Origin of the sequence: Actinomadura logoneensis, from assembly GCF_003428695.1 — a bacterium.
Classification (GTDB): Bacteria; Actinomycetota; Actinomycetes; order Streptosporangiales; family Streptosporangiaceae; genus Spirillospora; species Spirillospora logoneensis.
On sequence record NZ_QURH01000533.1, the window covers coordinates 1 to 1,493 of the forward strand.

At 78.1% G+C, this 1,493-nt stretch carries 1 pseudogene; it reads right to left on the reverse strand.

The features are described from left to right. Positions 1–1,493, reverse strand: a pseudogene (locus DZF91_RS40195) (serine/threonine protein kinase); the annotation flags it as partial.

Consider the following 1,493-nt stretch of genomic DNA (forward strand, 5'->3'; position numbering starts at 1 on the left):
GGTCGGCGCGCCAGCGGTGCAGCCGGACGCCCGCCGCGACCGCGTGCGCGACCGCCGCGGCCGGCATCGCCAGCATCCACAGCAGCCCCCCCCGCCGGGGTCGCGGCGGCCACCGCGATCAGCAGCAGGGCGAACATGACGCCGAACACCAGAGCCAGCGGCACGAACCCGCGCCGCCGGCCCGGCGCGCCGCGCATGGCCCGCCCCATCTTGTTCATGCCGCGCCCGCCCGCCGACAGGGCGCGCGACACCAGCGCCCACGGGCCGTGCGGCAGGTACTCGCCGCCCTGCGCGCGCGCCACGAACACCTCGGCGCCGCACTGCAGCGCCCACGCGAGGACGGCCACGAAGCCGAGCATCACGAACCATCCGGACGGCCCGGTCTTGGTGCCGCCGCCCGCGAGCTGGGCGATGAGCCCGCTCCCCGCCAGCCAGAACACCAGGATCGGCAGCGACCATCCGACCGCGCGTGTGACGGCCGCGCTCCGCTTCTCCAGGCGGCTCCGTTCCCGCTCGTCCCAGTGGCGGCGCAGCTCCTCGGCCCTGATCTCCTCGGCCCGGCGTCCGCGCCGCAGCGCCTCGGCCGCGGCGGCGGCCTCCGGCTGCGTCCGGACGACCGCCAGCAGCCGCAGCGGATCGTCGTCGGCGGCCCCGTCCACCAGCCACGCGAACCACGGGACGTCCGCGGCGTGGTCCTTCGCGACGGCCGCTTTCAGCGCGCTCGCCGTCTCCGCCGGACGCGCCGCCAGGGCGAGCAGCGTCAGCAGCACGACCGGCGGCTCGTCCGGCGGGACCTCGCCCGCGACCGGCGCGTCCGCCGCGCCCGTCTCGGGCAGGCGCGCCTTCGCCGACAGCGGCAGCGCCTCCTGCGAGCGCAGCCAGCGCGCCAGGTCGTTCCACGCCGCCACGTGCGCCCGCCACTGGACGTCCACGCGCGCCAGCTCGTGCGCGCCGTCGAACCCGGCGAGGACGTCCAGGAGGCGTTCGTTCCACAGGCTCTTGCCGAGCAGGCACGCCGTCCGGTGGTCGGGATGCCCCGGTTCGCCGGCGAGGGCCGCCAGGCCGGGCAGGTCGTCCGCCGTGACGCGGCGTCCCAGGTGGTGCGGCGGCAGCGCCGGATCGAGCCAGCGGACCAGGTGCAGCAGCTTGGCGTCCGCCGTCAGGCCGTCCGCGGTCAGGTAGCGGTCGACCAGCTCGATGCGCCCGTCGTCGGGGATCTCCGCCAGCCAGTCCCGCAGCGCCCGCCACGCCTCCCCGGCCTCGCCGCGTCCGAACAGGTACACGGCCGCGTGGTCCCACCGCTCCACCAGCGCGCGCGCCAGCTCGCGCCGGTCGGTGAACCGCCGCCCGTCGAACGGCAGTCCCGGCCCGGACGGCAGTCCCGGCCCGGACGGCGGCGACGCCTCGTCCGCCACCTCCGGCGAGCCGCCCGCCAGCCACGCCGCCACCTGCTCCGCCGACCACCGCCGCCGCGGGTCGCGCGCGAGCAGCCC